This is a genomic window from Nonomuraea sp. NPDC050536, from assembly GCF_044457685.1.
Lineage (GTDB): Bacteria > Actinomycetota > Actinomycetes > Streptosporangiales > Streptosporangiaceae > Nonomuraea.
This window is the reverse complement of the sequence record NZ_JBITHD010000005.1, coordinates 356,639-378,577: the sequence shown is the minus strand read 5'-3', so window position 1 is coordinate 378,577 and position 21,939 is coordinate 356,639. Positions and strand designations below refer to the sequence as shown.

At 70.8% G+C, this 21,939-nt stretch carries 22 protein-coding genes and 1 tRNA gene; 17 read left to right on the top strand and 6 right to left on the bottom strand.

The annotated features are described in order from the left end of the window. Positions 1 to 59: 59 nt before the first annotated feature. The 5 genes from ACIBHX_RS17745 to ACIBHX_RS17725 all read left to right on the top strand — a co-directional run bounded on the left by ACIBHX_RS17745 (position 60) and on the right by ACIBHX_RS17725 (position 3,309). The gene (locus ACIBHX_RS17745) at positions 60 to 410 is read left to right on the top strand and encodes an OsmC family protein (RefSeq protein WP_397068163.1); all 351 of its coding nucleotides are present in this window, start codon (positions 60 to 62) and stop codon (positions 408 to 410) included. Between the two features lie 294 nt (positions 411 to 704). Continuing rightward, positions 705 to 1,616: a nucleoside hydrolase gene (locus ACIBHX_RS17740; protein WP_397068162.1), complete on the top strand. Its 912-nt coding sequence runs from the start codon at positions 705 to 707 to the stop codon at positions 1,614 to 1,616. A 34-nt stretch (positions 1,617 to 1,650) separates the two neighbouring features. After that, positions 1,651 to 1,724, top strand: a tRNA-Lys gene (locus tag ACIBHX_RS17735). 93 nt (positions 1,725 to 1,817) lie between these two features. Continuing rightward, positions 1,818 to 2,306: a class I SAM-dependent methyltransferase gene (locus tag ACIBHX_RS17730; protein ID WP_397068161.1), complete on the top strand. Its 489-nt coding sequence runs from the start codon at positions 1,818 to 1,820 to the stop codon at positions 2,304 to 2,306. Between the two features lie 127 nt (positions 2,307 to 2,433). Next, positions 2,434 to 3,309 (top strand): NAD(+)/NADH kinase, encoded by an 876-nt coding sequence (locus tag ACIBHX_RS17725; protein WP_397068160.1) that lies wholly within the window; start codon positions 2,434 to 2,436, stop codon positions 3,307 to 3,309. A 23-nt stretch (positions 3,310 to 3,332) separates the two neighbouring features. On the opposite strand, the gene ACIBHX_RS17720 is transcribed toward ACIBHX_RS17725, so the two are convergent. Continuing rightward, positions 3,333 to 4,325 carry a LacI family DNA-binding transcriptional regulator gene (locus ACIBHX_RS17720; protein WP_397068159.1) on the bottom strand — a complete coding sequence of 331 codons (993 nt, stop codon included), beginning with the start codon at positions 4,323 to 4,325 and terminating at the stop codon, positions 3,333 to 3,335. 181 nt (positions 4,326 to 4,506) lie between these two features. Between ACIBHX_RS17720 and ACIBHX_RS17715 the strand changes: the two genes are divergently transcribed. Together ACIBHX_RS17715 and ACIBHX_RS17710 are read left to right on the top strand one after the other, a co-directional pair. Next, positions 4,507 to 5,373 carry an amidohydrolase family protein gene (locus tag ACIBHX_RS17715; RefSeq protein ID WP_397068158.1) on the top strand — a complete coding sequence of 289 codons (867 nt, stop codon included), beginning with the start codon at positions 4,507 to 4,509 and terminating at the stop codon, positions 5,371 to 5,373. Next, positions 5,370 to 5,882, top strand: coding sequence for a cysteine dioxygenase (locus ACIBHX_RS17710; RefSeq protein ID WP_397068157.1), 513 nt, complete (start codon positions 5,370 to 5,372; stop codon positions 5,880 to 5,882). The genes ACIBHX_RS17715 and ACIBHX_RS17710 overlap by 4 nt, the downstream gene beginning before the upstream one ends. On the opposite strand, the gene ACIBHX_RS17705 is transcribed toward ACIBHX_RS17710, so the two are convergent. Together ACIBHX_RS17705 and ACIBHX_RS17700 are read right to left on the bottom strand one after the other, a co-directional pair. Continuing rightward, a complete protein-coding gene (locus ACIBHX_RS17705; protein ID WP_397068156.1) occupies positions 5,854 to 6,516 on the bottom strand; it encodes a hypothetical protein in 663 nt (220 codons plus the stop codon). The two genes, ACIBHX_RS17710 and ACIBHX_RS17705, sit on opposite strands and share 29 nt — an antisense overlap. Then, positions 6,497 to 7,666: a CynX/NimT family MFS transporter gene (locus ACIBHX_RS17700; RefSeq protein WP_397068155.1), complete on the bottom strand. Its 1,170-nt coding sequence runs from the start codon at positions 7,664 to 7,666 to the stop codon at positions 6,497 to 6,499. The genes ACIBHX_RS17705 and ACIBHX_RS17700 overlap by 20 nt, the downstream gene beginning before the upstream one ends. Positions 7,667 to 7,735: 69 nt before the next feature. On the opposite strand from ACIBHX_RS17700, the gene ACIBHX_RS17695 reads away from it, so the two are divergent. Continuing rightward, entirely contained in the window at positions 7,736 to 8,716 is a 981-nt protein-coding gene (locus ACIBHX_RS17695; RefSeq protein WP_397068154.1) for a LacI family DNA-binding transcriptional regulator, read from the top strand. On the opposite strand, the gene ACIBHX_RS17690 is transcribed toward ACIBHX_RS17695, so the two are convergent. Continuing rightward, positions 8,682 to 9,875: an MFS transporter gene (locus tag ACIBHX_RS17690; RefSeq protein ID WP_397068153.1), complete on the bottom strand. Its 1,194-nt coding sequence runs from the start codon at positions 9,873 to 9,875 to the stop codon at positions 8,682 to 8,684. The genes ACIBHX_RS17695 and ACIBHX_RS17690 overlap by 35 nt on opposite strands. 59 nt (positions 9,876 to 9,934) lie before the next feature. Here ACIBHX_RS17690 and ACIBHX_RS17685 point away from each other — a divergent pair, with 59 nt between their 5' ends. Together ACIBHX_RS17685 and ACIBHX_RS17680 are read left to right on the top strand one after the other, a co-directional pair. Further along, positions 9,935 to 10,912, top strand: coding sequence for an ArsR family transcriptional regulator (locus ACIBHX_RS17685; protein ID WP_397068152.1), 978 nt, complete (start codon positions 9,935 to 9,937; stop codon positions 10,910 to 10,912). Between the two features lie 399 nt (positions 10,913 to 11,311). Continuing rightward, on the top strand, positions 11,312 to 12,262 hold the full coding sequence (locus tag ACIBHX_RS17680) for a sugar-binding transcriptional regulator (protein ID WP_397068151.1): 951 nt from the start codon (positions 11,312 to 11,314) through the stop codon (positions 12,260 to 12,262). 126 nt (positions 12,263 to 12,388) lie between these two features. Here ACIBHX_RS17680 and sigJ read toward each other — a convergent pair whose 3' ends face one another. Continuing rightward, positions 12,389 to 13,237 carry an RNA polymerase sigma factor SigJ gene (gene sigJ, locus ACIBHX_RS17675; RefSeq protein ID WP_397068150.1) on the bottom strand — a complete coding sequence of 283 codons (849 nt, stop codon included), beginning with the start codon at positions 13,235 to 13,237 and terminating at the stop codon, positions 12,389 to 12,391. A 194-nt stretch (positions 13,238 to 13,431) separates the two neighbouring features. On the opposite strand from sigJ, the gene ACIBHX_RS17670 reads away from it, so the two are divergent. From ACIBHX_RS17670 to ACIBHX_RS17640, 7 genes are all read left to right on the top strand, one after another. Continuing rightward, entirely contained in the window at positions 13,432 to 14,499 is a 1,068-nt protein-coding gene (locus tag ACIBHX_RS17670; RefSeq protein WP_397068149.1) for a sugar ABC transporter substrate-binding protein, read from the top strand. Beyond that, positions 14,499 to 15,272 carry an ATP-binding cassette domain-containing protein gene (locus ACIBHX_RS17665; RefSeq protein WP_397068148.1) on the top strand — a complete coding sequence of 258 codons (774 nt, stop codon included), beginning with the start codon at positions 14,499 to 14,501 and terminating at the stop codon, positions 15,270 to 15,272. The genes ACIBHX_RS17670 and ACIBHX_RS17665 overlap by 1 nt, the downstream gene beginning before the upstream one ends. Continuing rightward, entirely contained in the window at positions 15,269 to 16,492 is a 1,224-nt protein-coding gene (locus ACIBHX_RS17660) for a sugar ABC transporter permease (RefSeq protein WP_397068147.1), read from the top strand. Before ACIBHX_RS17665 ends, ACIBHX_RS17660 begins: the two co-directional genes overlap by 4 nt. Beyond that, entirely contained in the window at positions 16,492 to 17,937 is a 1,446-nt protein-coding gene (locus ACIBHX_RS17655; RefSeq protein ID WP_397068146.1) for an FGGY family carbohydrate kinase, read from the top strand. Before ACIBHX_RS17660 ends, ACIBHX_RS17655 begins: the two co-directional genes overlap by 1 nt. Positions 17,938 to 18,004: 67 nt before the next feature. Continuing rightward, positions 18,005 to 19,429, top strand: a complete 1,425-nt coding sequence (locus ACIBHX_RS17650) for an FGGY-family carbohydrate kinase (protein ID WP_397068145.1) — start codon at positions 18,005 to 18,007, stop codon at positions 19,427 to 19,429. Further along, entirely contained in the window at positions 19,426 to 20,034 is a 609-nt protein-coding gene (locus tag ACIBHX_RS17645; RefSeq protein ID WP_397068144.1) for a histidine phosphatase family protein, read from the top strand. The genes ACIBHX_RS17650 and ACIBHX_RS17645 overlap by 4 nt, the downstream gene beginning before the upstream one ends. Beyond that, a complete protein-coding gene (locus ACIBHX_RS17640) occupies positions 20,031 to 21,041 on the top strand; it encodes a 2-hydroxyacid dehydrogenase (RefSeq protein ID WP_397068143.1) in 1,011 nt (336 codons plus the stop codon). The genes ACIBHX_RS17645 and ACIBHX_RS17640 overlap by 4 nt, the downstream gene beginning before the upstream one ends. Here the strand turns inward: ACIBHX_RS17640 and ACIBHX_RS17635 are convergent. Continuing rightward, the gene (locus ACIBHX_RS17635) at positions 21,031 to 21,885 is read right to left on the bottom strand and encodes a carbohydrate ABC transporter permease (protein ID WP_397068142.1); all 855 of its coding nucleotides are present in this window, start codon (positions 21,883 to 21,885) and stop codon (positions 21,031 to 21,033) included. The two genes, ACIBHX_RS17640 and ACIBHX_RS17635, sit on opposite strands and share 11 nt — an antisense overlap. Between the last annotated feature and the right edge of the window lie 54 nt (positions 21,886 to 21,939).

Genomic DNA, 21,939 nt, shown 5'->3' with positions numbered 1-21,939 from the left:
TGAGTAAGGTCTAAGACATGGCTAACGTGCGAGTTGAGCGTACTGATGACGGTGGTTTCGTGGCGACGAACGCCAGGGGCGCCGAGGTGCGGATGGGCGGCGGCGACGAGGACGGGGTGTTCACCCCGGTCGAGCTGCTGCTGGCCGCGATCGGGGGCTGCAACATCGTGACCGTGGAGCCGCTGACGGCCAAGCGCGGACAGCAGCTGATCCGGCTCGCGATGACCGTCGAGGCGGAGAAGGTCGAGCCCAACAAGCTCGGGCCGGTCACGGTGACCTACGATGTCGAGGTGCCCTCGGAGAAGGCCGACGAGGTCTACCGGGCGGTCGCCACGCGCGTCCACGAGAAGTACTGCACTGTCTCGCGCTCGCTCCAGGAGGGAACTGACGTCCGCTTGGAGCTTCCCTAGCCCGATTAGGCGGACATTCGACCTGGTTATGACGCGTCCGTTACATTCGCCTCGCTAGTGTCGAAGCAGGTCAAGAGTCCTGCGACTGACTAGCAGACTTTTACCGATGCGGACGCGGAGGGGGACCGTCGTCTGCAGCGCGGGACCGCCGATGTTTTTGGGGGAAAGCATCGGCCTGGACCGCCATAGATCGGGGCCGGACAGGTTTGGGGGAACTGTCCGGCCCCGATTTCATGCCCGGGATCCCTCCGCCCCGGCTTGTGGGCCGGACATGTCCCGATATCCTCTGAAACCGTGACAAAGGTCCTTATCGACTGCGATCCGGGCATCGACGATGCCCTGGCGCTCGCCCTGGCCGCCTCCCGCCTGGAGATCGTCGGCATCACCACCGTCGGCGGCAACGTCGACCTCTCCCTGACGACCGCCAACGCGCTCGCCCTCCGGGAGTTCCTTGACCTCGGTGACGTGCCCATCACGCCCGGCGCCGCCGGCGCCCTGCTGCGCAAGACGGTCAGGGCTCCGCACGTCCACGGCGACACCGGGCTCGGCGACGTCGTCCTGCCGCCCGCCGTACGGCCGGCCGCGCAGGGGCACGCGGCGGACTTCATCATCGAGACGCTGGCCGCCTCCCCCGGCGAGATCACGCTGATCGCCATCGGACCGCTGACGAACGTGGCGCTGGCCGTACTCCGTGAGCCTCGCATCGTGGAGTGGGCACGGAAGCTGATCATCATGGGTGGCTCCTACACGCGTGGCAACCACAACCCCGCGGCGGAGTTCAACATGCTCGCCGACCCGGAGGCGGCCTCGATCGTCTTCGAGGCGGGCTGGCAGGTCCACATGATGGGCCTGGACGTCACGCTCACTGCCCTGGTGACGAGTGACGTGCTTGACCGCATGCGCGGCCTTGGCCGCCTGTCCGACCTCGTGGTGCCGGCCGCCCAGTACTACGGCGTCATCAGTGCCGACGGCGGCCCCGCGATCCACGACGCCGTCGCCGTGGCCTACGCCCTCGACCCCACGCTCGTGACCTGCGTCCCCGCCCAGGTCAACGTGGAGACGATGGGCAGGTACACCGCCGGCATGACGGTCACGGACTTCAAGGTGTCGCAGGGGAACGCCCAGGTGGCAACCGTTCTGGACGTCAAGCGCTTCTGGGACCTCGTCACCGGGGCCTACGAGGAGCTGGCGCGACGGCTTGGGTGATGTGCCGGAGGTGCTACAGTTACTGCTGTCGCAAGCGCCGCTAGCTCAGTTGGTTAGAGCAGCTGACTCTTAATCAGCGGGTCCGGGGTTCGAGTCCCTGGCGGCGCACAGCATAGAAACCCCAGCTCGGATATATCCGGGCTGGGGTTTTCTATTTGACATCCGACCTTATCCGCCCTGCCTTGCGGCCATGATCGCATTGTGGTGCTCGCCCTCGGAAAGATCGACGCCATCCCGAGCGAGGCGGAGATCATCGGGGTGGACCTGGTGGATTTCTTCGCTGGACCGCCGTGCCCGCCGCGACTGCGGTTGATCACGGCGTCGGTGACCGCGTGGGTGCCCGAGGGCGCGTTTGACCTGATCACGAGCGTGCATGGCCTGCACTATGTGGGTGACAAGCTGGGCGTAATCGCCGGCGCGGCCGGGCGGTTGACCGAGGACGGGCTGTTCGTGGCCAACTTCGACGCGCGCAGTGTCCGTCGAGAGGACGGCGCCCCGGCAGGAGCGTCGTTGACGCGGGCGTTGCGAGTTGCCGGGCTCGACTATGACGCACGCGCCAAACGGATCAGGTCGTACGGCAGGCGAGAGGTTCGCCTGCCGTACAGCTATGTGGGAGCCGATGACGGGTCGGGTCCGAACTACACCGGACAGCCCGCCGTCGACTCCCACTACGAGCGTTGCTCGTGCTGAATCCTCCGGGGACGGGGCCTCAGCGGAGGCGGATGGGCGGCAGGTCGGCCTCGTAGGTCATGGCGTGGACCTTTTCTTCGTCTGGTGGCGAGCTGCGGGTGCCGCCGGGTCACCATAGGCTGGGAGCATGGGCATGGTGGCGACGGTGGGGCTGGTTTTGCATCCTCAACGCGATTCGAAGAAGGCCATCGACGCCGTCGTGGGCTGGGCCGCCGGCAAGGGGGCCGCGGTGCTCGGGCTGCCCGACGAGGTGGGCCGCATCGACTGCAGCGCCGTGGCCGTTGATGCGCACACCCTGGTCGAGCGGGCCGACCTGCTGGTGAGCCTGGGCGGCGACGGCACGATGCTGCGCACCATGCGGCTCATCGCCCGGCGCCCGACCCCGGTGCTCGGGGTCAACCTGGGGCGGCTGGGGTTCCTCGCCGAGATCGACGTGGCGGAACTGCCCGGCACGCTGTCGGCCATCGACGAGCACCGCTACACCATCGAGCCGCGCATGGCCGTCGAGACCGATCTGGAGGGCGCCGCCGGTGTGCTGGCGTTCAATGACATCGCGCTGGTGCGCATTCCCGGCGAGGGCATGGCCGACATCACCGTCACCGCAGCCGGCCAGCCGTTCGTCCGTTACTCGGCGGACGCGGTGATCGTGGCCACCTCGACCGGCTCCACCGCCTACAGCTTCTCGGCCGGCGGGCCGGTGGTCTCGCCGCGGGTCGAGGCCGTGCTGGTGGTGCCGGCCGCGGCGCACTCGGTGTTCAACCGGGCGCTGGTCCTGCCGGCCGACGAGGAGGTCGCCCTGGAGCTGCTGCCGACGAGCGGCCGGCTGGCGGTCGAGGTCGACGGCGCGGTCATGGGACATCTGTGCCCGGGCGATCGGGTCACGGTCAGGGCGATCGCAGGCGCCGCCAAGGTGGTACGGCTGGGCACCACGTTCTACGAGCGCGCCAGGCGCAAGCTCCGCATCGACGGCAGCCTCGAAATCAGCACCCCGTGGGACGAATAGCCGGACGGGCATCGCGAGACCGCTCAGGCCGGGCGGGGGGCTACTGACGCGCGGAGCCGCAGGGTGGGTTGCTGAACGACGCGGCGGCGGCGGGTGGCGCCGTCGGCGGCGGCCGAGACGAGGCGCACCGCCGCCCGGACGATGCCGTCGATGTCCCAGTCGACCGTCGTGAGGCCGGGCGTGAGGAGCCCTGACATGGGGTGGTCGTCGTAGCCCATGACCGAGACGTCACCGGGGATCGACAGGTCGAGGTCGTGGGCCGCGGCGTAGACGCCGTACGCGATCGAGTCGGCGAAGCAGAAGATGGCGCTGGCCCGCCGCTCGGACAGCACGTCGCGGGCCACCGCCGTGGCGCCGGCCAGGTCGTGGGGGGCCGTGGCGACCTCGATGTCCAGGCCGAGCCGCTCGCCCTCCGCTATGACGTAGACGTCTGCGGGCCTGTCGGGCGTGCTGGCCCTGGTGGGCGTGAGCAGGGCGACGTGGCGGTGGCCGTGCGCCTGCAGGTGCTCGAGTGCGAGCGTGACCCCGCGGCGGTTGTCGAAGACGACCTCGCCGGCCGTGCCCGTGATCGAGTCGCCGATGGACACGACGGGGACCGACTCGCACAGGCCTGGCCAGAACTCGGCGGCCGGGTCGATGGGCTGCACGATCATGCCGTCGACCCGCTGGTCGCGCAGTTGCTGGGCGAGGGAGCGCTCGCGGGCGGGGTCGCCGACGGCGTCCAGGATCAGCGCGTAGCGGTCCTTGTCGAAAAGGCCCCTGCTGATGCCCACGGCCAGTGACTGCTGCCACAGGTCTTCCAGCGAGCCGCAGAGGAGACCGATCATGCCTGTGCGGCCGGAGGCCAGGGCACGGGCGATGGGATCGGCCTCGTAGCCCAGCTCGGCGGCCGCGGCACGCACCCGCTCCTTGGTCTCCTCGGAAACCTGCAGGCCGCGCAGCGCGTATGAGACAGCAGCCGGGGACAGGCCGGTGGCCTGGGCGACTTCCCGGATCGTCGCTCTCTTGCGAGGCATCCTGCCAGCTTATTGTGTACGACCGACAGAAGCCCGCAAGCGATTGACAAACCTCAAGTGAAGCGGTTCACTGAACCGTATCACTGAATCGCTTCACTTGAGTTGGACTGAAACGATTCAGGCGAGTCGCTTCGCAGGATAGGCTGTTTACCTATAAAGTCAGTAGGAAATAGAGGGAGGTGTGGCCTTGATTATCGACGTGCACCAGCACCTGTGGACGCCCGAGTTCGTCGACGCGCTGCGCCGCCGCACGTCCCCGCCCTACCTCGACGACTGGACGCTCCACCTCGACGGCGAGCCCCCCTACGAGGTGAATCCCGCCGACCACGCGGACAGGGACACCACGGGCCTGGAGCTGGCGCTGGTCTCGCTGTCCAGCCCGCTCGGCATCGAGTTCTTGCCTCCCGAACAGGCCTGGCCGCTCATCGACGCCTACCACGAGGGCGCGCTGAAGCTCCCTGAGCCGTACGGCGCCTGGGCGGCCACCTGCCACAGCCTGCCGGACCCCGGCCGCCTCGCCGAGGACCTGGACCGCGGTTTCGCCGGCCTCCAGATCCCCGCCACCGCCATCCACCAGAGCGAACTCTTCGAGGTCCTGGTAAATCGGGACAAGCCGTTGTTCGTGCATCCGGGGGCCGCGGACCACGAGCGGTCCAGGCCCGGCTGGTGGCCCGCCGTGGTCCCCTACGTCCAGCAGATGCACCAGGCGTGGTACCACTTCCAGGCCGAGATCAGGCCCAGGTTCCCCGAGCTGAGGGTCTGCTTCGCCCTGCTGGCTGGCCTGGCCCCGCTGCACTCCGAGCGCCTGATCACCCGCGGCGGCGACTCCCGCGGCCTGGTCGACCCCGGCTGCTTCGTGGAGACCTCCTCCTACGGCCCGCGCGCGATCGACGCGATCGTCCGCGAGCTCGGCATCGACGTCGTCGTCAACGGCTCCGATGCCCCCTACGCCACGGCCCCCGATCCCGGACTCGGCGAGGCGGCGGGCCACGCCGTCCGGGTGACCAACCCCCGTCGTCTACTCGGCAGAAAGGAGATCCGTCCGTGAGCCAACAGATCCAGGCCAGGCTCCCCGAACGCACCCTCGACAGGCGTGAGCTGTGTCGGCTGGTCGACGAGCTGGCGGCCAACCCCGCCGAGTGGCAGGAGAAGGTCGACTTTCCCGAGGACGGGGGAAGGCACTACGCCTCGCTCTACCGTGACGCCTACGTCGACATCTGGCTGCTGTGCTGGCGGCCGGAGGACGACACAGGCTGGCACGACCACGACATCTCCTCCGGCGCGGTGCACGTGGTCCAGGGCGCGCTGCTGGAGTGCAACCCCCGCATCGGCGGCCAGCACCTGGAGACGGTGGTGACCGAGGGGCAGTCGTTCCACTTCGGCCCCGACCACATCCACCGGCTGAACGGCGCCGTGGACAACAGCGTGTCGATCCACGCCTACTCGCCGCCGCTGTGGCGGCTGGGCCAGTACTCCATCGAGGACACCGGCGTGATGCGCCGCGTCTCGGTGAGCTACGCCGACGAGCTCAGGCCGATGGACGAGGCCGTGGCCTGAGCACGCAGCAGCTTCCGCAGGGCTCGACGTCTGGCAGCGCGATCCACAGGCAGCAGGTCCTGCGGAAGTACTCCTCACCGAAGGGCTCGACCAGCCCGTCCACCGGCTCGCCGATCTCCCGCAGCAGCGCCATGTAGTCGCCGCGGACGATCTGCGTGAGCGGGTGCGCGAACGCCTCGGCGGTCGAGCCCCACAGGGTCCGCTCCCCCACCCTGTACTGGCTGCTGATGACCTTCACCAGCGGCTCTTCGGACTCGAGCAGCGCCTCCCCGATGTCCCGGGAGGTCCCCCACGCCAGCGAGGTGGCCGCCACCGTCACCCCGGCTCCCGACACCTTGAAGTACGTGTCCCGAAATTTCGGGATCGGGACGCGGCCGTCCAGAGCCCACCCCAGCGCCATGGGCAGGACGTGCCAGTAGGTGTAGGTCTTCCAGAACAGCGCCGCGCCCACGTGCGCCGGCGCGCCCCACCGCGCCGCGGTCTCGTCCACCAACTCCCCCAGCAGCGTGTACGGCTCCCGCACCAGCGAGCCCGCCGGGGTCCACCCGTCCGTGGACGTGATCACGAGCTCCGGTTCGACCCCGATGACCCCGCCCCGCGAGGCGGCCAGCCGTTCAAGCACTTCCGTCAGCACGCTGTCCCCTCCCCGCGAGCCATCCGACGGCCAGCTGCACCATCAGGATGCCGAGCCCGGTGAGCAGCGGCACGGTCCACCCCCCGGACACCTGCCGTAGCGCGCCGAAGAGCACGGGACCGAGCGCGGCCAGCACGTACCCGACGGACTGTGCCACCGCCGACAGCGCGGTCACCGCCGCAGGATCCGGCGCCCGCAGCGTGATCAGCAGCAGCGCCAGGCCGAACGCCGCCCCCTGCCCCGCGCCCAGCACGATCATCCATAGCCAGGGCACGGACGCGGGCGCGAGCAGCAGACCGAGGTATCCGGCCACGGTGAGCCCGACCGCCGCCGCGACGTAGCCGGACTGCGAGCGCCGCCGCCCGGCCAGCACCGGCACCACGAACGTGGCCACCACCTGCACCAGGGTCGTCAGGCTCAGCAGGTAACCCGCCTGGTCGGCAGGCAGCCCCGCCTCCAGGAAGATCGTCGGCAGCCAGGCCAGGATGACGTAGAACGTCAGCGACTGCAGGCCCATGAGCCCGGTCACGTACCAGGTGACACGGTTGCGCAGCACCATGCCGAACGGCCGGGGACCGTTCTGCCCGCCCGCCTGCTTGCCCAGGGTCTGCGGGAGCCAGACCAGCGCGGCCACCACCGCCGGCAACGCCATCAGGGCGGTGACGCCACGCCAGCCGTACCCGGTGACACGCTCAAGCGGGATCATCAGGGCGGAGGCCGCCGCCGCTCCGGTCGCGGCGCAGGCGCTGTAGAGGCCGGTGTACAGGCTGACCTGGCTGGGGAAGTGCTGCTTGACCAGGCCGGGCATGGAAACGTTCATCACCGCGATGGCCGTGGCGGCCACGGCGGACCCGCCGTACAGCGCGAAGGCGCCGTCCAGAGCGCGCAGCAGGATGCCGAGCGCGAGCACCAGCAGGCCCGCCAGGAGCGTGCGGTCCAGGCCGATCCGGCGGGCCAGGAGAGGGGCGAGCGGGCCGAACACGCCCAGGCATACGATCATCACCGTGGTGATCGCACCGCCGCCGGCCGGGGTCAGGCCGACGTCCCGCATGATCTCGTCGAGCAGCGGGGAGACGCCCGCGATGGCCGGGCGGAGGTTCAGCGCGGCGAGCACGAACCCGGCGACGAGCAGTACGGATCTCAGTGACATAGCCGTCCCACTCTCCCATATGGCGCTGACAACGTTGTCTACGAGCCCAGCTTGGGAAATGATCCAGGCGTGAGACCCACGATGAAGGATGTCGCCTCGGCCGCCGGGGTGGCGCTCAAGACCGTCTCGCGCGTCGTAAACGGCGAGCCGGGCGTCAATCCCACCACCGCCGAACGCGTGCGCGAGGCCATCGAGCAGCTCGGCTACAGCCGCAACGAGAGCGCCAGGGTGCTGCGCAAGGGCAGGACTGCGACGATCGGCCTGGTCATCGAGGACGTGGCCGACCCGTTCTACGCCGGGCTGAGCAGGGCCGTGGAGGACGTCGCGATCGAGCACGGCTGCCTGCTGCTCAGCGGCTCCTCCGGCGAGGAGCCCTCGCGGGAGCGGGAGCTGGTGCGCACGTTCTGCGCGCGCCGGGTGGACGGCCTCATCGTGGTGCCCGCCGGCGACGACCACTCCTACCTGCGGCCCGAGCTGGAGGCGGGGACGCCGGCGGTGTTCGTGGACCGGCCCCCGGGACCCGGGATCGAGGTCGACACGGTGCTGAGCGACAACGCGGGCGGCGCCGGGCAGGCGGTCGCCCACCTGAGGAACAGCGGCCACCGGCGCATCGCGTTCCTGGGCGACCACCCCGCCATCTTCACCGCGGCCGAGCGGCTGCGCGGCTACCGGGCGGCGCTCGGCGAGCTGTTCGACGAGCGGCTGGTGGCGATGCGGGCTCCGGATCTGGACACCGTACGGGCCGATCTGGAGGGCATGTTCGCGCTGGAGGATCCGCCGACGGCGCTGTTCACCGGCAACGGGCGGCTCACGGTGACCGTGCTGCGCGCGATCAGAGGGCGGCCGACGGCGCTGGTCGGATTCGACGACTTCGAGCTGGCCGACCTGCTCGACCCCGGTATCACCGTGGTGGCGCAGGATCCGGCCGGGCTGGGCAGGGTGGCGGCGGAGCTGCTGTTCCGCAGGCTGTCGGGCGACAGCGGGCCCGCCGAGCACGTCCAGCTGCCCGTCGAGCTCATCGCGCGAGGCTCTGGCGAGCTTCCGGCCTGAGGACCGGTCCCAGGGCCAGCGCCACCAGGATCCCGGCGACACCGGCCGCCACGATCGCCGGGCCGGGCCCGATCGTCTGGCCGAGCACGCCGATCAGCACGGCGCCGACGGCCTGGCCGCTCATCAGCCCGGCCGACAGCAGCCCGAACGCCTGGCCACGCACCTCCTCCGGCACGGCGTCCACGAAGCGGCGCTGGATCCCGAGCTGGTAGGACAGCCCGGCGGCGGCCGCCGCGGCCAGCACCGCGGCCCATGCGATACCCGGCGCGGCCGCGAAGCCGAGCAGCGGTATCCCGATCAGCGCCGCCAGCGGCCAGGACAGCCGTTCCCGCCACGGCGGCGTGGCGAAGCGGCCCACGGAGAACTCCCCCACGGCCATCCCGCCCGCCGCCGCCGCGAGCACCACGCCCGCCTGCCCCTGCCCGTCCAGGTACGGCACGACCATCGACTCGGCCCCCGCCAGGCACATCGACGGCAGCCACCCGGCCAGCAGCAGCCCGCGCACCCGCCGGTCGGTCAGCAGCCTGCCGTTCACCCGCAGCGTCGTCCGCACTGCTCCCCGCTCCCCTGAACCTCGGGCCTCCTTGTACGGCAGACCGAAGCGGAGCACGAGCGCGGCCACGGCCGAAAGCGCGGCGGTGATCACCAGCGCCCCGCGCGGCCCGGTGATGGCCAGGAACGTGCCGCCCACGGCCAGCCCGGCGACCTGAGAGCCGGCCGAGGCGACCCCGAGCAGCGACCGCCCGAGCACGAACGCGTCGCCGGGCAGCACGTCCGGCAGCATCGCGCTGCGCACCGCGCCGAACACCGGCGAGAACAACCCGGAGACCAGGACGAGACCGAGCATGGCCAGGACCGGCGTCCCCTTGTAGGCCAGCAGCAGGCACACCACCACGCGCACCAGCTCGCCCGCCACCATCACACCCCGCGGCGGCAGCCGGTCGGCTAGCGACAGCAGGAACATGCCGCCGACGATGTAGGGCAGCCAACCTGCCATGTAGGCGGCCGCCGACAGGCCTGGCGAGCCTGTCTGGGCGTACACCAGCACCGACAGGGCCAGCATCTTGATCGAGTCGCCCACGACCAGCAGCGCGAAACTGCCGAACAGCACCCTGAACTCCCGGACGGCGAAGACCTCGCCGAAGCTTGTGCGTGTCACGCCGACGATGGTCGGCCCCGCTCTTCTTGGGCGGCTAATTCTTCGGATATAACCGAAACGTGCTGAGGATCGAGGTGACCCCACAGGACGTCGTCGCCAGCCGGTTCGCCATCTCGCCGCTGATCGAGACCATGCACGCCCAGTGGGTGCTCGACGGGCGGGTCGGTCCCGGGGTCCACCGTGCCTGGGTGGAGCGCTGGCGGGAGCCGTACGGCAGGCTTCTCGAGCAGCATCCGGCGCTGCGGGCGGTGCTGACGATCACCGGGAACCAGGGTCCCGCCAACGTCGACTTCATCGCGCCGCCGCCTGCCGGGCTGAGCGTGCCGTTCGAGCGGGAGCTGGCCGCGATGCGGGCCACGCCGCCCGCGCAGGCCTACGGCGAGATCGCCAAGGTGCTGGCCGAGCTGCGGCCGGTGCCGGGCTGGATCAGGGACCTGCTGCTCGGGCCCGACGCGGTGCGGCTGCTCGCCGACGCCTACGAGGCGCTCTGGACGGAGATCGTCGCCGCCGAGTGGCCGCGCTTCAACGCGATCCTGGAGCGGGAGGTCGTCCACAGGGCCGGGCAGCTGGCCACCTACGGCTGGGGGGTCGCGCTCGACGACCTGCATCCGCGGGTGCGGTGGGATCCCGAGGGGTTCGTCGAGTGCCAGATGCGGAGCCTGGCCGACCGCACCCACCGGCTGGGCGGGCGCGGGCTGCTCTTCCTGCCTTCGGCGTTCTGCCACAGCATCGGCACCTACCTGGAGGACGCCTGGCCATACGCACTGGTCTATCCCGCGCGCGGCGTCGCGGCCGAGATCCCCGCAGCCGCCGCGGGGCTGGCCACGCTGATCGGGCGCACGCGGGCGCGCATCCTCACCGAGCTGGCGGCGCCCGCCACGACGACGCACCTGGCGGGGCTGCTCGGCCTCAGCCTCGGCACCACCGGCGGTCACCTGGCCGCGCTGCGCAACGCCGGCCTGATCACCGGCTCCCGCTCGTCCCGCCACGTGCTCTACACCCGCACGCCGCTGGGGGATGCTCTTGTTGATTCTTGATTCTCTGGTACGGCGGGCCGCCCTCCGTACTTCGCTTGTTGGTTCTTGATTCTCTGGTACGGCGGGCCGCCGCCACCGGCCGCCCACCGTGCTTCGGCTGAGGACCCGTGACCGGCGCCTCTGGCGAGTCGGGGATCCTTGCTCGCCGTCACGGCGCTTCGTTGTGCGGGCACCACGGTCTCGGGTTGCCCGCCGTACAGCGACCTCCGCCGACCCGGCGCCCGGAAGCCCTCCGGCACCCGGATGTCCGGAAGGAGCTGAACGTGGGGATGGGTTGGGGTTCCGGATGGGTCGCGTTGGAAGCGTGGAGTGCCTAGCCTTTCCCTCGGAGCCACGAGGGTATAGTCGTTGCGCATCCGTTCTGCACAAGTGTTCACGGGACCCAGGGGGGCGCGCGCCATGACCGACGCCATGCAGGAGGCCCGGTTCCCGCAGGAGCTGATGTACGCGGCCGCCTCCCAGTACTACCTGGAGGACGCCACCCAGGCCGACATCGCCCAGCGCCTGGGCGTCAGCCGCGCGACCGTGAGCCGCCTGCTGACCGAGGCGCGCAGGCAGGGCATCGTCGAGATCCGGGTGCACCGCCCGGCCACCCTGGAGGAGGGCCCGCTGGCCGCCCAGGTGGCCGACGCCCTCCGGATCCAGCGCGTCTACCTGGTGCCGAAGGTCAGCGGCCCGGCACTCGGACCGTGGCTGGCCCCCGGGCTGGCCAGGGCGCTGGCCGCGGTGGGCCTGGAGGCGGGCGACGTGGTGCTGGTCTCCTCCGGCAGCACCGTCTACGAGTGCGCCCGCGAGGGCCTCGGCCGCTTCCCCGGCGTCACGATCGCGCCGGCCGTGGGCGGGCAGGAGGAGCCGCAGCCCTGGTTCCAGACGAACGAGACCACCCGCATCCTTGCCGAGCGCCTCGGCGGCGTCCCCAGCTACCTCTACGCGCCCGCCCTGCCGGGACCTGAGCTGTTCAACTCGCTGCAGCACGAGCCCTCGGTCCGCCGCGTCATGGACCTGTGGGCGCACGCCAAGTGCGCCATCGTCGGCGTCGGCTCGGCCCCGCTGATGCGCCAGGTGGTGCCCGCCTTCGTGCCCCGCGAGGCGACCAGCCTGAGGCAGGCGGTCGGCGACGTCTGCTCCCGCTTCTACGACCGCAACGGCGACCCGGTCGAGTACCCGGGCAGCGAACGCCTGGTGGCCACAGGCCTGGAGGAACTGCGCCGCATCCCCGCCTCCATCGCCATAGCGGTGGGCGGCGAGAAGATCACCTCCATCATCGCCGCCGCCAAGGGCGGCTACTTCAACCAACTGGTGACCGACACCCCCACCGCCGAATCCCTCCTGGCCACCGCCCGCACCTGATCTTCGTCGGTGGAGGCGGCCCAGGAGATACACGTGACCACCCCCCGCCGGTGGGGCCGCTCCGGGAGGGGTGGTGTGGCGTATTCGTCGGGCGCGCCGGGGTGGATGGCTTGCCGTAGGGAAGGGTCAGCTCAGGGCGGCGAGGCGGGACGGGTCGGCGAGGATGTTGATTTCGGCGATCTTCCCGTTGACGACCGTGAGGTCCATGACGGCGACCAGCAGGCCGTCCACGAGGGTGGCCATGCCGGGGTTGCCGTTGATGAGGGCCGGCTGGGCGAGGTGCGCGATGCGCTGGAAGGAGAGCGCCTGACCGGCGACCGCGGCGGCGCCGCTGATGAGCTTGGACAGCGGCGAGGCGCCGGCGTCCGCGCGGAGCACGACGTCCGGGTCCAGCAGTGCGACCAGCGCCTCGAAGTCCCCGCCCTGTGAGGCGGCGACGAAGGCCGACACGATCTCGCGCTTACGGTTGGCGTCCGGGTCCGCGACCGGGCCCGAGCCCTGCACGCGGCGGCGGGCGCGGCTGGCCAGCTGCCTGGTCGCGGCGGCCGACTTGCCGAGGATGGCGGCGATGTCCTCGAACGGCACCGCGAACATGTCGTGCAGCACGAAGGCGAGCCGCTCGGCGGGCGCCAGCGTCTCCAGCACGACCATGAGCGCGAGCCCGACCGAGTCGGCCATGACGACCTCCTGCTCGGGGTCGACCGTCACGATCGGGTCGGGCACGTGCGTGTCCACCGGTTCCTCGCGGCGCGACTCGCGCGAGCGGAGCATGTCGAGGCCGATGCGGGCCACGACCGTGGTGAGCCAGCCGGCTAGGTTCTGCACGTCGCTGGTGTCCGAGCGGCTCAGCCGGATCCACGCCTCCTGGACGGCGTCCTCCGCCTCGCTGACCGAGCCGAGCATCCGGTAGGCCACGGACCGCAGGTGGGCCCGGTGTTCCTCGAAGCGTTCGGCCAGGAGCTCGCTGTCGTCCATCACTCGCACTCTCACATCTCTCTTGACGCCCCGAACCGGGCGGATGTGACACTACCAAGCATCCGCGCAGGTAAACGGCCTGTGAACATTCGTGCTGGACAAATATTCCGACCCCGCGCTAGCGTGAGGCGGACCACAGGGGTCAGGCCCTTGTGAACTCGGGGGAGCAAGACGCCGAGCGAGAGGGAAGACCCGTGAACAAAGCTCAGATCGCCGCAGTGGCAGTACTCACAGCTTCAGCGCTGGCCGCGTGCGGCTCGGGGTCCTCCGGAGGCACCGGCGGCACCGGAGGCGGCGCCGAGAACGCCAAGGTGGCCTTCCTGATGCCGGACCTCGCCTCGACCAGGTACGAGCTGGCCGACAAGCCGCTTTTCGAGGCCAAGATGAAGCAGCTCTGCCCGAGCTGCTCGGTGATCTACCAGAACGCCGACTCCGATGCCGCCAAGCAGCAGCAGCAGGCCAACTCGGCGCTCGCGCAGGGCGTCAAGGCGATCGTGATCGACCCGGTCGACTCCGCGGCGGCGGCCACCATCGTCAAGTCGGCCCAGTCGCAGAAGGTCCCGGTCATCGCCTACGACCGGCCGATCCCGGCCACGCCCGCCGACTACTACATCTCCTTCGACAACGAGAAGATCGGCTCGATGATCGCCCAGTCGCTCGTCGACCACCTCAAGCAGGAGAACACCAAGGGCGGCATCCTCCAGGTCAACGGCTCGCCCACGGACGCCGCCGCCGGCCTGATCAAGAAGGGCATCCACAGCGCGGTCGACCCGAGCGGCTTCAAGCTGCTCGCCGAATACGACACCCCCGACTGGAAGCCGGAGAAGGCCCAGGAGTGGGTCAGCGGCCAGATCACCCAGTTCAAGGACCAGATCGTGGGCGTGGTCGCGGCCAACGACGGCACCGGCGGCGGCTCGATCTCCGCGTTCAAGGCGGCCGGGGTCAAGGTCCCGCCGATCACGGGCAACGACGCCGAGCTGGCCGCCGCCCAGCGGATCATCGCCGGCGACCAGTACAACACGATCTCCAAGCCGCTCAAGATCGTGGCCGAGGCCTCGGCCGACGTGGCCTACCAGTTCATGCAGGGCAAGAAGCCCGAGGGCAAGACCACGCTGTACAACACCCCCTCGCAGTTGTTCGTGCCGACCGTGGTGACCAAGGAGAACATCAAGCAGGTGCTCTTCGACAGCGGCATCATGAAGGCCTCGGACGCCTGCACCGGCGCGTACGCCAAGGGGTGCGAGGAGCTGGGTATCAAGTAATGTCCCCCACCCTGTCCCTGCGCGGGATCAGCAAGACCTTCGGCGCGGTGGCCGCGCTGACCGACATCGACCTCGACGTCGAGGCCGGGCAGGTCGTGGCCGTCGTGGGCGACAACGGCGCCGGCAAGTCGACGCTGGTGAAGATCCTGTCGGGGGTGCATCCGGCCGACGCGGGCACGATCACCTTCGAGTCGCGCGAGGTCGACATCCCGGCGCCCGCGGCCGCGCACAAGCTCGGCATCGCCACCGTCTTCCAGGACTTGGCGCTGTGCGAGAACCTCAACGTCATCCAGAACCTGTTCCTCGGCCAGGAGGTCCGGCCGCTGCGGCTGAACGACGTGGCCATGGAGACCCGCTCGTGGGAGCTGCTCCGCCAGCTCTCGGCGAAGATCCCCAGCGTGCGGGTGCCGGTGGCCTCGCTCTCCGGCGGCCAGCGGCAGACCGTGGCGATCGCCAGGTCGCTGCTGGGCGACCCGAAGGTCATCATCCTCGACGAACCCACGGCTGCGCTGGGCGTCGCCCAGACGGCCGAGGTGCTCAACCTGGTCGAGCGGCTGCGGGAGAACGGCCTGGGCGTCATCATGATCAGCCACAACATGGCCGACGTGCAGGCGGTGGCCGACAAGGTCGCGGTGCTCAGGCTCGGCCGCAACAACGGGCTGTTCGACGTCGGGGACGTCTCCACCGAGGACATCATCGCCGCCATCACGGGCGCGACGGACAACGTCGTCGCCCAGCGCGCGGCCCGCCGTACAGAAGGACTGCCCTCGTGACTCTGACAACGGACAGGCAGGACGAGCGCCTGCAGGGAGGGATCGGCGGCGCGGTCGCCGACGTGCTGGAGCGGGCCAGGGGCGGCGACCTCGGGGTGATCCCGGTGGTGGTCGGGCTGGTGGTCATCTGGACCGTGCTGCAGATACTGAACCCGATCTTCCTGTCCAGCGCGAACCTGGTGAACCTGCTGCTGGACTCGGCCGCGATCGGCATCGTGGCGCTGGGCATCGTGTGCGTGCTGCTGGTGGGCCAGATCGACCTGTCGGTCGGGTCGGTCAGCGGGCTTTCCGGCGCGGTGCTGGCCGTGCTGTTCGTCGGCAAGGGCCTGCCGGTGTGGGTGGCGATCCTGGCCTCGGTCGTGATGGGCGCGGTGATCGGATGGATCTACGCGCAGCTGTTCAACCGGTTCGGGGTGCCGAGCTTCGTCATCACGCTGGCCGGGCTGCTGGCCTTCCTGGGGCTGCAGATCTACGTGCTCGGCACCAAGGGCGCGATCAACCTGCCGTTCGACTCGGGGCTGGTGAACTTCGCGCAGCTCGACTTCGTGCCGCCGTGGCTGTCGTACGCGCTGGTGGTGATCGCCTCGGTCTGGCTGTTCGTGACCGGCTACCTGCACGCCAGGGAGCGACGGCGGGCGGACCTGTCGGCGCGCAGCGTGTCGACGCTGGTCATCAGGAGCGTGGCGCTGCTGGTCGTGCTCGGGTTCGTGGTCTGGTATCTGAACCAGACGCGCGGCGTGGGCTGGCTGTTCGTGCTGTTCCTGGCGATGGTGCTGGCCATGCACTACTTCCTGTCGCGCACCAAGTGGGGCAGGGCCGTCTACGCCATCGGCGGCAACGTCGAGGCCGCCAGGCGCGCGGGCATCAACGTCAAGGGCGTCTTCACCTCGGTCTTCGTGCTGTGCTCCACGTTCGCCGCCGTGGGCGGCATCCTGGTGGCGGCCCGGCTGGCGGCGGCCAACCAGAGCAACGGCACCGGCGACTTCAACCTCAACGCGATCGCGGCGGCCGTCATCGGCGGCACTTCGCTGTTCGGCGGGCGGGGCACGGCCTTCGGCGCGCTGCTCGGCATGATCGTGATCCAGTCGATCTCCAGCGGGCTGACGCTCCTGAGCCTGGACTCCTCCATCCGCTACGTGGTCACCGGCATCGTGCTGCTGCTCGCGGTGGTCGTCGACTCGGTCGCGCGCAAGTCGCGGACCTCGCACGGACGGGCCTGATGGGCTTCATCTGCGTCGACGCCGGCACCACGGTGATCAAGGCGGTCGGCTACGACGACTCGGGGGCGGAGCTCGCCGTCGCCCGGCGCGAGACCGGGGTGTCCAGGCCCGCACCCGGGCACGCGGAGCAGGACATGCACGCCGTCTGGGACGCGGTCGTGCGGACCGTCCGCGAGGTCGCGCCCGCGTCGGTGGACTTCGTCGCGGTCACGGCCCAGGGCGACGGGGTCTGGCTGGTGGACGCGTACGGCGAGCCGACCGGACCCGCGATCCTGTGGAACGACGGCCGGGCAGCCGCGCTCATCGATCCCGACAAATCTGACCTGGCCTTCCGGATCAGCGGATCGGCCAGCGCGTCGGGGCTCCCGCACGCGATCCTGGCCTGGCTGAAGCAGCACGACCCCGACCGGCTCGACCGTTCCGCCACCGCCCTGACCTGCGGCGGGTGGATCTTCTCCCGGCTCACCGGCGTCGTCGCGAGCGACGAGTCCGACGGCTCCGCCCCGTTCATGGATCTGCTCGCCCGCCGCTACTCCCCCGACCTGCTCGCCCTGTTCGGCCTGGAGTGGGCGGAACGCCTGCTGCCGCCCCTGCGCGACGACTCCCGGCGGGTGGCGGAACTCACCAGCGACGCGCTCGGCCTGCCTCTGGGCACGCCGGTGGTGATGGCGCCCTACGACATCGTCTCCACCGCCATCGGCGCCGGCGCGGTGAGCGCCGGGCAGGCCTGCTCGATCCTGGGCACCACGATCTGCACCGAGACGGTCGTCGACACGCCTTCCCTGGACGGCGACCCGATCGGCATCACGATCGCCATGCCCGGCCGGTACCTGCGCGCCTTCCCCAGCTTCGCCGGGACCGAGGTGCTGCAGTGGGCCTGCCGCCTGCTGGGCGTGCCGGATCCCGCCGCGCTGACCGAGCTGGCCGCCGGGTCCGAGCCTGGTGCTGGCGGGCTGGCGTTCCTGCCGTACTTCTCCCCCGCCGGCGAGCGTGCCCCCTTCTCCGACCCGCTGGCGCGCGGCGCGTTCCTGGGCATGTCGTTCGAGCACGGCCGCGAGCACGTCGCCAGGGCGGTCCTCGAGGGTCTGACCATGGTCGTCCAGGACAGCCTGGCCGCCTCCGGCGCCCGCCCGCACGAGCTGCGCGTCTGCGGCGGCGGCGCGGCCAGCGCCGTGTGGGTGCGGCTCATCGCGGACCTGACCGGCCTGCCCGTGCTCCGCTCTGCCGACGCCGAGGTCGGCGCCAGGGGCGCCTTCCTCGTCGGCCTGCTCGCCACCGGCGCCTCCCCGTCGCTCGAGGCCGCCGCCGCGTCGTTCGTACGGCTGCGCGAGCCCGTCCAGCCGGTCCCCGGCAGGTACGGCGAGGCCTACGCGGACTTCCTGGCCCTGCGAGCCGACAACGCCCGATCCTGGCCGCGCCTGGCAGAGATGCGGAGCCGACCATGAGCGAGCGCAGCGAGCGACCAATCAGACACAGCTGTCTCACACTCATGCGACCTCCGAAGGAGGACGCATGAGTGTCTACGTGGGCATCGACCTGGGGACGCAGTCGGTGCGGGCCATGGCCGTCACGCGGACGGGCGAGGTGCTGGGATCGGCGGCCCGCCCGCTGACCAGCCACCGCGACGGGCCGAGGCACGAGCAGGACCCCGAGCAGTGGTGGTCCCAGCTGTGCGCGGCGACCGGCGAGGCACTGCGTGACGTGCCAGGGGACCGGATCGCGGGCGTGGCCGTGGACGCCACCTCTGGAACGATCCTGCTGTCCGACGACGCGGGACGGGCGCTGACGCCCGCGCTCATGTACGACGACCGGCGGGCCTCGGCCGAGCGGGTCAACGAGGTGGGCGCCGAGGTGTGGGCGCGGCTCGGATACCGGCGCATGCAGCCGAACTGGGCCTTGCCCAAGCTGCTGTGGCTGCTGCCCGATGCCCCGGCGGGAGCCCGGCCGGCCCACCAGAACGACTTCGTCAACCGGCGGCTCGTCGGCCACGCGGTGGCCACCGATCTGAGCAACGCGCTGAAGACCGGCGTCGACCTGATCGAGGAACGCTGGCCGCTGGAGGTCTTCGACGCGCTCGGCGTGCCCGCCGCGATGCTGCCGGACGTGGTCAGGCCCGGCTCGATGCTGGGGACCGTCTGCGCGCAGGCCGCCGCGGAGACCGGCATCCCCGCGGGCACGCCGGTGATCGCCGGGACCACCGACGGGTGCGCAGCCCAGCTCGGCGCCGGAGCCAACCGGGTGGGCAGCTGGAACTCGGTGCTGGGGACCACGCTGGTGCTCAAGGGCGTGACCAGGGACCTCATCCACGACCCGCTCGGCGTGGTGTACTCGCACCGGGCGCCCGACGGCGGATGGCTGCCGGGCGGCGCGTCGAGCACCGGGGCCGGGGTGCTGACCCGCGAGTTCCCCGGGAGCGACCTGGACGCGCTGAGCGCGCTCGCCGCCGCCCGCGCGGATCTCGGCGACGTGACCGTCTATCCGCTCGTGTCGCGTGGTGAGCGGTTTCCGTTCAACGCGCCGGAGGCCGAACCGTTCGCGCTCGGCACCCCCAACGACGATGTCCAGAAATATGCCGCCATCATGCGGGGCGCGGCGTTTGTCGAGCGGCTCTGCTTCGACTACCTCGACCTGCTAGGCGCCCCTGTGGACGGCGAGCTGATCCTGACCGGCGGTGGCTCGAAAAGCGCCTACGGAAACCAGCTCAGGGCCGACGTCCTGCGCCGCCCGGTGACGCTGCGGGAGAACGCCGAGCCCGCGCTCGGCATGGCCGTGCTCGCCGCGGGGAACTCCGACGGCATGGTCCGCACCCGCCGGGTCGTCGATCCGGCCGGTGCCGACCTGCGCGAGCCGTACCTGGAGTTCGTCGAAGCGCTGGAGAGGCGAGGCTGGCTGCCCGGGGCGGCGGCCGCGCACGCGAGGAAAAGGGCCGCGCGATGACCGACCTGGTCCTGGTACGCCACGGCGAGACCGTCTGGCACGCCGAGAACCGCTATGCCGGGCTCAGCGACATCGAGCTCACCCCGCGCGGCCACGCCCAGGCCGCGACGCTGGCGGAGTGGGCCGCGACCGCGGGGCTGGCCGGGGTGTGGGCCTCCACGCTCAGCCGCGCCCGCATCACCGCCGAGGCCGGCGCCAAGGCGGCCGGCGTCGAACTGCGGATCGACGCCCGGCTGTGCGAGCTGGACTTCGGCCAGGCCGACGGGCTGACCGCCGCCGAGATGAACGAGCGCTTCCCCGAGGCCCGCGCGGCCTTCGAGGCCGACCCCGCGGCGAACCCGCTGCCGGGAGGTGAGGACCCGCGCGCGGCGGCCGAGCGGTTCGTCGGCTGCCTGGAGGACATCGCCGAGAACCAGGGACGCGTGCTGGTCGTGGCGCACACCACGGTGATCCGGCTGGCGCTGTGCAGGCTCATCGGCGTGCCGCTGAGCGAGTACCGGCGGGTGTTCCCCCGGCTGGACAACGGCGCGATCACCGAGATCAGGCTGTCCGGCGAGCAGGCGGCGATCCTGCGGTTCAACTCCCCGATTGGAGTCATTCGTTGAAGATCCTCGCAGCAGGCGACCACTTCGTGCAGAACCGGTTGCTCATCGACGCGGTCCGCCGGGCGGTCCCTGGCGAGGTGGAGTTCCGCGAGCTCACGCTGCCCTGGCCGGTCGAGCCGTTCGGCCGGGTCGGCGAGGTCGACGAGGCCTCCGACGTGGAGGACGAGCTGATCGAGGCTCTGGACGGCGTGGAGGTGTGCGTCACCCAGATGGCGCCGCTGACCCAGCGGGTGCTGGACGCCAGCCCGGCGCTGCGGCTGTTCTGCGTCAGCAGGGGCGGCCCCGTGAACGCCAACCTGGAGGCCGCGGCCAAGGCGGGGGTCGCGGTCACGTTCGCGCCAGGACGCAACGCGGTGGCCACGGCCGAGCACACCCTGGCCATGCTGCTGGCCGCCACGCGCAGGATCCCGCAGACCCACGCCGACCTGGCCGGCGGCGTGTGGCGCGGCGACTACTACAGGTACGACCGGGTGGGCCCCGAGCTGGAGGGCAGCACGGTCGGCCTGGTCGGCTACGGCGCGATCGGCCGCCGGGTGGCAACCATGCTCGCGGGGTTCGGCGCCGAGGTCCTGGTCTTCGATCCCTACGTTGACGATATTTCGGGACAAGTCGGACTCGATGAGCTCCTGGCGCGCTCGCGGTTCCTCTCGCTGCACGCCCGGGCTACCCCCGAGACCACGGGAATGATCGGCGCGGCGCAGATCGCGGCCATGCCGGCCGGCTCGGTCATCGTCAACTGCGCCAGGGGCGCGCTGCTCGACTACGACGCGCTGTGCGACGCGCTGGAGTCGGGCCACCTGTTCGGCGCCGCCGTGGACGTCTTCCCCGAGGAACCCATCCCCGCCGGCTCGCGCCTGCTGTCGACGCCGAACCTGGTCATGACCCCGCACCTGGCCGGCGCCAGCAAGGAGACGGCCGTCAAGGCGGCCCGCATCGTGGCCGCCGACGTGGCCCGCTACGTCCGCGGCGAGCCGCTCGAGCACCCGGCCAACGACCTCACCCCTTGAGCGCTCCGGCCATCAGGCCGCGCATGAAGAAGCGGCCGAGCAGCAGGTAGATCAGCATCGTCGGGATCGAGGCCAGGATCGCCGCCGCCATCTGCTGGCTGTACGGCGTGGCCTGCGCGCCCGCGATGTTGTTCAACCCGACCGTCGCGGGCCAGCTCGTCGGCCCGGTGAGGAAGACGGCGAACAGGAAGTCGTTCCACATCGAGGTGAACTGCCAGATGATCACCACCGCGATCGCCGGGCCCGACACGGGCAGCACGATCGAGCGGTAGGTGCGCAGCATGCCCGCCCCGTCCACCCGGGAGGCCTCGATCAGCTCGTTGGGGATCGTCACGTAGTAGTTGCGGAAGATCAGCGTGCAGATCGGGATGCCGTACACCACGTGCGCCAGCACCAGCCCGGGGATCGCCCCGTAGATCTGCAGCCCGGTCAGGTCGCTCAGGTTCACCAGCAGCTGCACCAGCGGGATCATCACGCCCTGGTACGGGATGAACATCCCGAACAGGAACAGCGTGAACAGCACGTCCGCGCCGGGGAAGCGCCACTTCGACAGCACGTACCCGTTCATCGAACCGAGCAGGCAGGAGATCAGCGCTCCCGGCACCGCCATCAGCACGCTGTTGAGCAGGTACGGCGACAGCTTCTCCCACGCGGTCTGCCAGGCCTCCAGCGTCCACACGTGCGGCAGGTTCCACGCCTGCGACGGGTCCGCCTCGGAGAGCGGCTTGAAGCTCGTCACCAGCAGCACGTAGATCGGGATCAGGAAGATGACCACGAACACGATCAGTACGGCGAGCCGTACCCCCGTGGCCGTCCGCCTGCGCCCCGTGACAGCAGCGCTCATGCGCCCTCCTCCGTCGGGCGCACGAGCGACGACACGTGTCTCATGGTGTCCTCA

Coding starts and splice junctions, on each gene's coding strand:
- ACIBHX_RS17725 (WP_397068160.1), top strand. CDS start 2,434: ATGGGCATGGTGGCGACGGTGGGGCTGGTTTTGCATCCTCAACGCGAT.
- ACIBHX_RS17720 (WP_397068159.1), bottom strand. CDS start 4,325: ATGCCTCGCAAGAGAGCGACGATCCGGGAAGTCGCCCAGGCCACCGGC.
- ACIBHX_RS17700 (WP_397068155.1), bottom strand. CDS start 7,666: ATGTCACTGAGATCCGTACTGCTCGTCGCCGGGTTCGTGCTCGCCGCG.
- ACIBHX_RS17680 (WP_397068151.1), top strand. CDS start 11,312: ATGACCGACGCCATGCAGGAGGCCCGGTTCCCGCAGGAGCTGATGTAC.
- sigJ (WP_397068150.1), bottom strand. CDS start 13,237: ATGGACGACAGCGAGCTCCTGGCCGAACGCTTCGAGGAACACCGGGCC.
- ACIBHX_RS17665 (WP_397068148.1), top strand. CDS start 14,499: ATGTCCCCCACCCTGTCCCTGCGCGGGATCAGCAAGACCTTCGGCGCG.
- ACIBHX_RS17655 (WP_397068146.1), top strand. CDS start 16,492: ATGGGCTTCATCTGCGTCGACGCCGGCACCACGGTGATCAAGGCGGTC.
- ACIBHX_RS17650 (WP_397068145.1), top strand. CDS start 18,005: ATGAGTGTCTACGTGGGCATCGACCTGGGGACGCAGTCGGTGCGGGCC.
- ACIBHX_RS17645 (WP_397068144.1), top strand. CDS start 19,426: ATGACCGACCTGGTCCTGGTACGCCACGGCGAGACCGTCTGGCACGCC.
- ACIBHX_RS17635 (WP_397068142.1), bottom strand. CDS start 21,885: ATGAGCGCTGCTGTCACGGGGCGCAGGCGGACGGCCACGGGGGTACGG.